Origin of the sequence: Streptomyces sp. SID1328 (genome assembly GCF_009865595.1) — a bacterium.
Lineage (GTDB): Bacteria > Actinomycetota > Actinomycetes > Streptomycetales > Streptomycetaceae > Streptomyces > Streptomyces griseoluteus.
The window spans coordinates 1-7,837 of sequence record NZ_WWKH01000415.1; the positions used below are offsets into that span (position 1 = coordinate 1).

Annotated in this window: 4 protein-coding genes and 2 pseudogenes; 4 read left to right on the forward strand and 2 right to left on the reverse strand. The window is 71.2% G+C overall.

Annotated elements, in window-relative coordinates:
* The first annotated feature begins 232 nt into the window (after positions 1-232).
* The 4 genes from GT030_RS12425 to GT030_RS12440 all read left to right on the forward strand — a co-directional run bounded on the left by GT030_RS12425 (position 233) and on the right by GT030_RS12440 (position 5,881).
* On the forward strand, positions 233-541 hold the full coding sequence (locus GT030_RS12425; RefSeq protein ID WP_161201155.1) for a YtxH domain-containing protein: 309 nt from the start codon (positions 233-235) through the stop codon (positions 539-541).
* Positions 542-637: 96 nt separating this feature from the next.
* The gene (locus GT030_RS12430; RefSeq protein WP_161201156.1) at positions 638-2,092 is read left to right on the forward strand and encodes an FGGY family carbohydrate kinase; all 1,455 of its coding nucleotides are present in this window, start codon (positions 638-640) and stop codon (positions 2,090-2,092) included.
* A 127-nt stretch (positions 2,093-2,219) separates the two neighbouring features.
* Complete coding sequence (locus tag GT030_RS12435) at positions 2,220-3,953, forward strand: ABC transporter ATP-binding protein (RefSeq protein ID WP_161201157.1); 1,734 nt, start codon at positions 2,220-2,222, stop codon at positions 3,951-3,953.
* Entirely contained in the window at positions 3,953-5,881 is a 1,929-nt protein-coding gene (locus GT030_RS12440; protein ID WP_161201158.1) for an ABC transporter ATP-binding protein, read from the forward strand. Before GT030_RS12435 ends, GT030_RS12440 begins: the two co-directional genes overlap by 1 nt.
* A 58-nt stretch (positions 5,882-5,939) precedes the next feature.
* On the opposite strand, the pseudogene GT030_RS12445 reads toward GT030_RS12440, so the two are convergent.
* Together GT030_RS12445 and GT030_RS12450 are read right to left on the reverse strand one after the other, a co-directional pair.
* Positions 5,940-7,100: pseudogene (locus GT030_RS12445) on the reverse strand (RNA polymerase sigma factor); the annotation flags it as partial.
* A gap of 166 nt (positions 7,101-7,266) precedes the next feature.
* Positions 7,267-7,837 (reverse strand): annotated as a pseudogene (locus GT030_RS12450) (DNA primase); the annotation flags it as partial.

Sequence of the window (7,837 nt, forward strand, 5' to 3'; positions counted from 1 at the left end):
GACTCGAACCAGTAACCTGCCGGTTAACAGCCGGCTGCTCTGCCAATTGAGCTACAGGGGATCGCTTCGTCTGCATCGAACGCATCCACCTGGGTATTCGCCAGGGGGCGGGCGCTCGCTGCGACACATACATTAGCGCAAGCAGGGGGGTGCTCCGCCAATCGGTTCGCCTCCGGCGCCGGCACAGCACCACAGACCCCCGTCAGGGACTACGCAAGGAAGGGTGGCCCACATGCGCTACCGGCTCACGTTCGTCGCCGGACTGGCCGTCGGATACGTACTCGGAGCACGCGCCGGCCAGCAGCGCTACGAGCAGATCAAGAAGGCCGCTCGCGGGGTCGCGCAGAACCCCGCCGTGCGCAACTCCGCCGAGACCGCCGCCCAGCAGGGCAAGGTCTACGCGGGCAAGGCACTGCACACGGTCAGCGAGAAGGTCGGCGATCACGTCCCCGAGTCGTTCACCGAACGGGTCCGTTCCCGGTTCGGCCGCAACGGCCACGGCCGGCCGGCCGAGGACGACTGGGGCACCAGCCACCCCTGAACCGGCCACCCCACGCGCGTGCCCCCTGAGCAGCGGCTCCAGGGGGCACAGGCGTACCGGCCGGAGCAGCCCGCGCTCTGCGGCAGAATTTGAGCCATGGGGATAGTCGCCGGGTTGGACAGTTCGCCCGCATTCACTCGCATCGTGGTCTGCGACACGGACACGGGGGCCGTGCTGCGTCAGGGGTACGCCCCGCATCCGCTGGACGTGCCGGACGGCGCGCCGCGGCCCAGTGACGTCGACCCGCAGGCGTGGCTGCTCTCCCTGGGGGAGGCCGCGGGCGGCGGGCTGCTGGAGGGCGTGCAGGCCATCGGCGTCTCCACGCAGGCCAACGCCGTGGTCCCGCTGGACGCGCAGGGCAACACCGTGCGCCCGGCCATGGCCGGGGCGGACAAGCGGGCCCAGGTGGCCGCCGCCGACCTGATCGACGCGCTCGGTGGCCGGGAGGCGTGGGCGCAGGCGGTCGGCTGTGTGCCGCAGGCCGCGCGGCCGGTGACCAAGCTGCGCTGGCTGGCGAAGAACGAGCCGGAGAACGCCCGCCGTACCGCCGTGCTGCTCCAGGCGCACGACTGGCTGGTCTGGCAGTTGCTGGGGCGGCCGGTGCGCCGGACCACCGACCGGGGCGGCGCCTCGGGCACCGGGTACTGGTCCGCCGCCACCGGCGCCTACCGGCCCGACCTGGTCGAGCTGGCGCTCGGCCACCAGGTGGCGCTGCCCGAGGTGATCGGCCCGGCCGAGGCCGCGGGCACCACCCCGGAGGGGCTGCTGATCTCCGCCGGTACGGGCGAGACGATGGCCGCCGCCTTCGGCCTCGGCATCGGCCTGGGCGACGCGGTGGTCTCGCTGGGCGCGTCCGGGTCGGTGATGGCGGTGCACACCGAGGCGCTGGCCGACCAGACCGGGATGATCACCTCCCTCGCCGACGCCACCGGCATGCACCTGCCGGTCGTCACCACACTGAACGCCGTACGCGCCCTGCGCGGCACCGCCGAACTGCTGGGCCTGCCCGGCCTGGAGGCCCTCTCCGAGCTGGCGCTGCAGTCCACGCCCGGCTCGCACGGCCTGGTGCTGCTCCCCTACCTGGAGGGCGAGCGCACCCCCAACCTGCCGCACACCGCGGGCACCCTGGCCGGGCTGCGCCGGGAGTCGATGAAGGCCGTGCACCTGGCGCGGGCCTCCTTCGAGGGCATGCTGTGCGGGCTCGCGGACGCGCTGGACGTGCTGCGCGGCCGGGGGGTCGCGGTGCGCCGGATCTTCCTGCTGGGGCAGGCCGCCGAGCTGCCCGCCGTACAGGCGATGGCGCCCTCGCTGTTCGGGGTGCAGGTGGTCGTGCCGCAGCCCGCCGACTACGCGGCGATCGGCGCCGCCCGCCAGGCCGCGTGGGCCCTCGGGGCCGCGCAGGGCACCCTGGACCCGCGTACCCCGCCCGCCTGGCACGGGGCGGCCGCGCAGGTGCTGGAGCCGGGTGACGACCTGGCCGTGGGCCAGGCGGTGCGCCAGCAGTACGTGGCGGTGCGGGAGCAGACGCATCCGGGGGCGTTCCGGGCGTAACCGCACGTACCGGCCGGAGCCGGCGGGGCACCCGATGGGTTAATCGGTTGAGGTAACACCGGTGGAGTGCCCGACGATAGGGCCATGGGCAGTTCCACCGCCCCACCGCCGACTCCGAGAGACAAGCGTGCTCATACGACTTCTGCGGACCTGTCTCAGGCCCTACAAGAAACCCATCACCCTGCTGGTGGTGCTCCAGCTCCTCCAGACCAGCGCCACGCTGTACCTGCCCACCCTCAACGCGCACATCATCGACAACGGTGTCGTGGAGGGTGACACGGGTTACATCCTGACCTTCGGCGCCCTGATGATCGGCATCTCGCTGGTCCAGGTCGTCTGCAACATCGGCGCCGTGTACTTCGGTGCCCGTACCGCCTCCGCGCTCGGCCGGGACCTGCGTGGCGCGGTCTTCGACCGGGTGCAGTCCTTCTCCTCGCGGGAGCTGGGCCACTTCGGCGCGCCGTCGCTGATCACCCGTACGACCAATGACGTGCAGCAGGTCCAGATGCTGGTCCTGATGACGTTCACGCTGATGGTCTCGGCGCCCATCATGTGCGTCGGCGGCATCGTGCTGGCCCTCGGTCTCGACGTGCCGCTGTCCGCCGTGCTGATCGCCGTGGTGCCGGTGCTGGGCATCTGCGTGATGCTGATCGTGCGTCGGCTGCGGCCGCTGTTCCGGTCCATGCAGGCCCGCCTGGACACCGTGAACCGGGTGCTGCGCGAGCAGATCACCGGCAACCGCGTCATCCGCGCCTTCGTCCGCGACGAGTACGAGCAGGGGCGGTTCGGGAAGGCCAACGGCGACCTGACCGAGATGCAGCTCGCCACCGGCCGGATGCTGGCGCTGATGTTCCCCATGGTGATGACCGTGGTGAACGTGTCGTCCATCGCCGTGGTGTGGTTCGGCGCGCACCGGATCGACAGCGGCGGGATGCAGATCGGTGACCTGACCGCGTTCCTCGCCTATCTGATGCAGATCGTCATGTCCGTGATGATGGCCACCTTCATGTTCATGATGGTGCCGCGCGCGGAGGTCTGTGCCGAGCGCATCCAGGAGGTGCTGGACACCGAGTCCAGCGTCGTGCCGCCGGCGGCGCCGGTCACCGAGCTGCGCGGGCGCGGACACCTGGAGATCCGGAACGCGGGCTTCCGCTATCCGGGTGCCGAGGAGCCGGTGCTGCGCTCCATCGACCTGGTGGCGCGCGCGGGCGAGACGACGGCCGTGATCGGCTCGACCGGCAGCGGCAAGTCGACCCTGCTCGGCCTGGTCCCCCGGCTGTTCGACGCCACCGAGGGCGAGGTCCTGGTGGACGGCGTGGACGTCCGCGAGGCCGACCCGGCCCTGCTGGCCCGCACCGTGAGCCTGGTCCCGCAGAAGCCGTACCTGTTCGCCGGCACCGTCGGCAGCAACCTGCGCTACGGCAAGCCGGACGCCACCGACGAGGAACTGTGGGCCGCGCTGGAGACCGCGCAGGCCAAGGAGTTCGTGGAGCGGCTCGAAGGCGGTCTGGAGGCGCCGATCTCGCAGGGCGGCACCAATGTGTCGGGCGGTCAGCGCCAGCGCCTGGCCATCGCCCGCACGCTGGTCCAGCGCCCGGAGATCTACCTCTTCGACGACTCGTTCTCCGCGCTCGACTACGCCACCGACGCGGCGCTGCGCGCGGCGCTCGGCCGGGAGACGGCGGACGCCACGGTGGTGATCGTGGCCCAGCGGGTGGCGACCATCCGCGACGCGGACCGGATCATCGTGCTGGACGAGGGCCGGGTGGTGGGCTCCGGCCGTCACCACGAGCTGATGGCGGGCAATCAGACGTACCGGGAGATCGTGCTCTCCCAGCTGACGGAAGCGGAGGCCGCCTGATGGCCGGTCCCATGGGACGCATGATGGCCGGGGGCGGCCCGGACCAGCGGTCGATGGACTTCAAGAACTCGGGCAAGCGGCTGGTGGCCCAGTTCCGGCCGGAACGGGTCACCATCTACGGTCTGCTGGCCTGCGTGGTGATCAGCGTGGCGCTGAACGTGGTCGGCCCGAAGATCCTCGGCCAGGCCACCGACCTGGTGTTCGCCGGCATCGTGGGCCGGCGGATGCCCGCGGGGGCGTCCAAGGAGCAGGTGCTGGACTCGCTGCGCGCGCGGGGCCAGGGCTCCGTCGCGGACATGCTGCGCAGCACCGACTTCACACCCGGCCAGGGCATCGACTTCGACGCGGTCGGGCGGATACTGCTGCTGGCGCTCGGGGTCTTCCTGGTCGCGGGCCTGCTGATGGCGGTGGCCACCCGGCTGGTGAACCGGGCCGTCAACCGCACGGTGTACCGGCTGCGCGAGCAGGTGCAGGCCAAGCTGTCGCGGCTGCCGCTGTCCTACTTCGACAAGCGGCAGCGCGGTGAGGTGCTCTCCCGCGCCACCAACGACATCGACAACATCGGGCAGACGCTCCAGCAGTCGATGGGCCAGTTGATCAACGCGGTGCTGACCGTCATCGGCGTGCTGGTGATGATGTTCTACGTCTCCTGGCTGCTCGCGCTGGTCGCGCTGGTGACGGTGCCGCTGTCCTTTGTGGTGGCCACGCGGGTGGGCAAGCGGTCCCAGCCGCACTTCGTGCAGCAGTGGCGCACCACCGGCACGCTGAACGCCCACATCGAGGAGATGTACACCGGGCACACCCTGGTGAAGGTGTTCGGCCGTCAGGAGCAGTCGGCGAAGCAGTTCGCCGAGCAGAACGACGAGCTGTACGAGGCCGGGTTCAAGGCGCAGTTCCACAGCGGGGTCATGCAGCCGCTGATGATGTTCGTGTCCAACCTGAACTACGTGCTGGTCGCCGTCGTCGGCGGTCTGCGGGTGGCCTCGGGCACGCTGTCGATCGGTGACGTCCAGGCGTTCATCCAGTACTCCCGCCAGTTCTCGATGCCGCTGACCCAGATCGCCTCCATGGCCAACCTGGTGCAGTCCGGTGTCGCCTCGGCGGAGCGGGTGTTCGAGCTGCTGGACGCCGAGGAGCAGGAGGCGGACCCGGTGCCGGGCACGCGTCCCGCCGAGCGGCGCGGCCGGGTGGAGCTGGACCACGTGTCCTTCCGGTACGACCCGGAGAAGCCGCTGATCGAGGATCTGTCGCTCGCCGTGGAGCCGGGCCAGACGGTCGCCATCGTCGGCCCGACCGGCGCGGGCAAGACCACGCTGGTCAACCTGCTGATGCGGTTCTACGACGTCACGGGCGGCCGGATCTCCCTCGACGGGGTGGACATCCGCACCATGTCCCGCGACGACCTCCGCGCCGGGATCGGCATGGTGCTCCAGGACACCTGGCTGTTCGGCGGCACCATCGCGGAGAACATCGCGTACGGGGCCTCGCGGGAGGTCACTCGCGGGGAGATCGAGGAGGCCGCGCGGGCAGCCCACGCGGACCGGTTCGTCCGTACGCTGCCCGACGGGTACGACACGGTGATCGACGACGAGGGGACGGGGGTCAGCGCCGGTGAGAAGCAGCTCATCACGATCGCCCGGGCGTTCCTCTCCGAGCCGGTGATCCTCGTTCTGGACGAGGCGACGAGTTCCGTGGACACGCGGACCGAGGTTCTCATCCAGAAGGCGATGGCGAAGCTGGCCGACGGCCGTACGTCGTTCGTCATCGCCCACCGTCTCTCCACGATCCGGGACGCGGACACGATCCTGGTGATGGAGAACGGTTCGATCGTGGAACAGGGCGCGCACGCCGAGCTGTTGGCCGCGGATGGTGCGTACGCCCGGCTGTACAAGGCCCAGTTCGCCCAGGCGGTGGCCGAGGTCGACTAGAAAAGAGGCTGGTCGCACGGTTCCCCAGGGGGGTGGGGAACCGCGCGACCAGCCGGAATCAGTCCAGATAGCCCCGGAGTTGATCCGCGTACGCGTGATCCCGGAGCTTGCTGAGGGTCTTGGACTCGATCTGCCGTATCCGCTCCCGCGTGACACCGAACAGGCGGCCTATCTCCTCCAGAGTGCGCGGGCGGCCGTCCGCCAGGCCGTACCGCAACTGGACGACCTTCCGCTCACGCTCCCCGAGGGTGGAGAGCACAGCCTCCAGATGCTGCCGCAGCAGCAGGAACGCGGCCGACTCCACAGGACTTGCCGCGTCCCCGTCCTCGATCAGATCCCCGAGGGCAACCTCGTCCTCCTCCCCCACCGGGGCATGCAGGGACACGGGCTCCTGGGCCAGGCGCAGGACCTCGCGCACCCGCTCCGGCGGGAGTTCGAGGTGGGCGCCGACCTCCTCGGGGGTCGGCTCGTACCCCCGCTCCTGCAGCATGCGCCGCTGCACGCGGACCACCCGGTTGATCAGCTCCACCACATGCACGGGCACCCGTATCGTGCGCGCCTGGTCGGCGAGCGCCCGCGACATCGCCTGCCGGATCCACCACGTCGCGTACGTCGAGAACTTGTACCCCCGCGCGTAGTCGAACTTCTCCACCGCGCGGATGAGCCCGAGGTTGCCCTCCTGGACCAGGTCGAGCATGGTCAGCCCCCGCCCCACGTACCGCTTGGCGACGGAGACGACGAGGCGCAGGTTGGCCTCGATGAGGCGGCGCTTGGCCATGCGGCCCATGACGACGATCCGGTCCAGGTCGAGCGCGAGCCCGCTGTCGAGCGCGGGCGTGGTGCTGAGCTTCTCCTCGGCGAAGAGCCCGGCCTCCACCCGGCGGGCGAGTTCGACCTCCTCGGCGGCGGTGAGCAGGGGGATGCGGCCGATCTCACGGAGGTACTGGCGGAACAGGTCGGCGGAGGGGCCGCCGCTCTCGGTGCGGGAGGCGCCGGGCACGGGGGTCACGGGCTCGTCGTCGCCGGTCAGCTCCTCGGCGGGCGGCTCGGCAGCGTCCTGCGGCGCGGATTCCGGGGCCGTCGCCGGGTCGCCATGGCTCTGCGCGGGCACGGCCCCGAGCAGGCCCGGCTCGGCACCGCCGTGGGCGCTGGGGGCCATCTGCGTGAGGGTGTGGGTCTGCACGGGGGCGACCTCCAGGATGATCGCTGCTCCGGGGGGGTGTGCGGCAGCGGCGCGGCGGAGCGCGAAGTCGACGGCCTGCGCTCCGGGGACTCGGGCACCGCCCCCAGTGTGGGGTACGACACATCTTCGCCACGAGAGTCGTGCGGTGACTTTTTGCTTCCGGTCCGTGACGGCGTGGTGATCCCGGGGCGCGGGGAGCCGGCTAGAGAGCGGCCGGACCCTCGTGCTGCAGCGCCCGGTCGTACCGGGTGAGCACCATCATCTCGTTCTGGACGGCCGCCGACTGGGCCGGATCGGTGTTGCCGAGGCGGGTGAGGGTGGACTGCAGCTCGGTGAGGCGGCGGGTGACGGCACGGCGCCTGATCTGCACCAGCACCATGCCCGCGTAGGTCTCGTCCACCGTGCGGCGCATGATCGTCTCCACGGCCAGCTCGGTGACCATGGCCCGGACGGTGTCGTCGGGGGCGGCCTCGCGGACGCGGACGACGTACTCCTGGGGGTCCTGGGTGCCGAACTCGGCGCCGCCGGCCTCCGCGATGGCCTGGCGGACGGCCGCGTAGGGGGGTGCGGTGAACTCGTCCAGGCCGTAGGCGTCGAAGGCGGGAGAGACCAACTCCGGTCGCTGGAGGGCGAGTTTGAGGAGTTCGCGTTCGGTGGCGTAGACCGGGTTGCGCAGGGTGAGGGCGGGGCCGCCGGTGACGCGGGGCGCTGCCTCCCAGCTCTGCTGGGGGGCGCGGGACTGCGCCTGCGGGGCGGCGCCCTTGCCGCCGCGG

Bases quoted from the DNA above. Each gene is read 5' to 3' on its own strand.
- GT030_RS12440 (WP_161201158.1), top strand. From the start codon at position 3,953: ATGGCCGGTCCCATGGGACGCATGATGGCCGGGGGCGGCCCGGACCAG.
- GT030_RS12430 (WP_161201156.1), top strand. From the start codon at position 638: ATGGGGATAGTCGCCGGGTTGGACAGTTCGCCCGCATTCACTCGCATC.
- GT030_RS12425 (WP_161201155.1), top strand. From the start codon at position 233: ATGCGCTACCGGCTCACGTTCGTCGCCGGACTGGCCGTCGGATACGTA.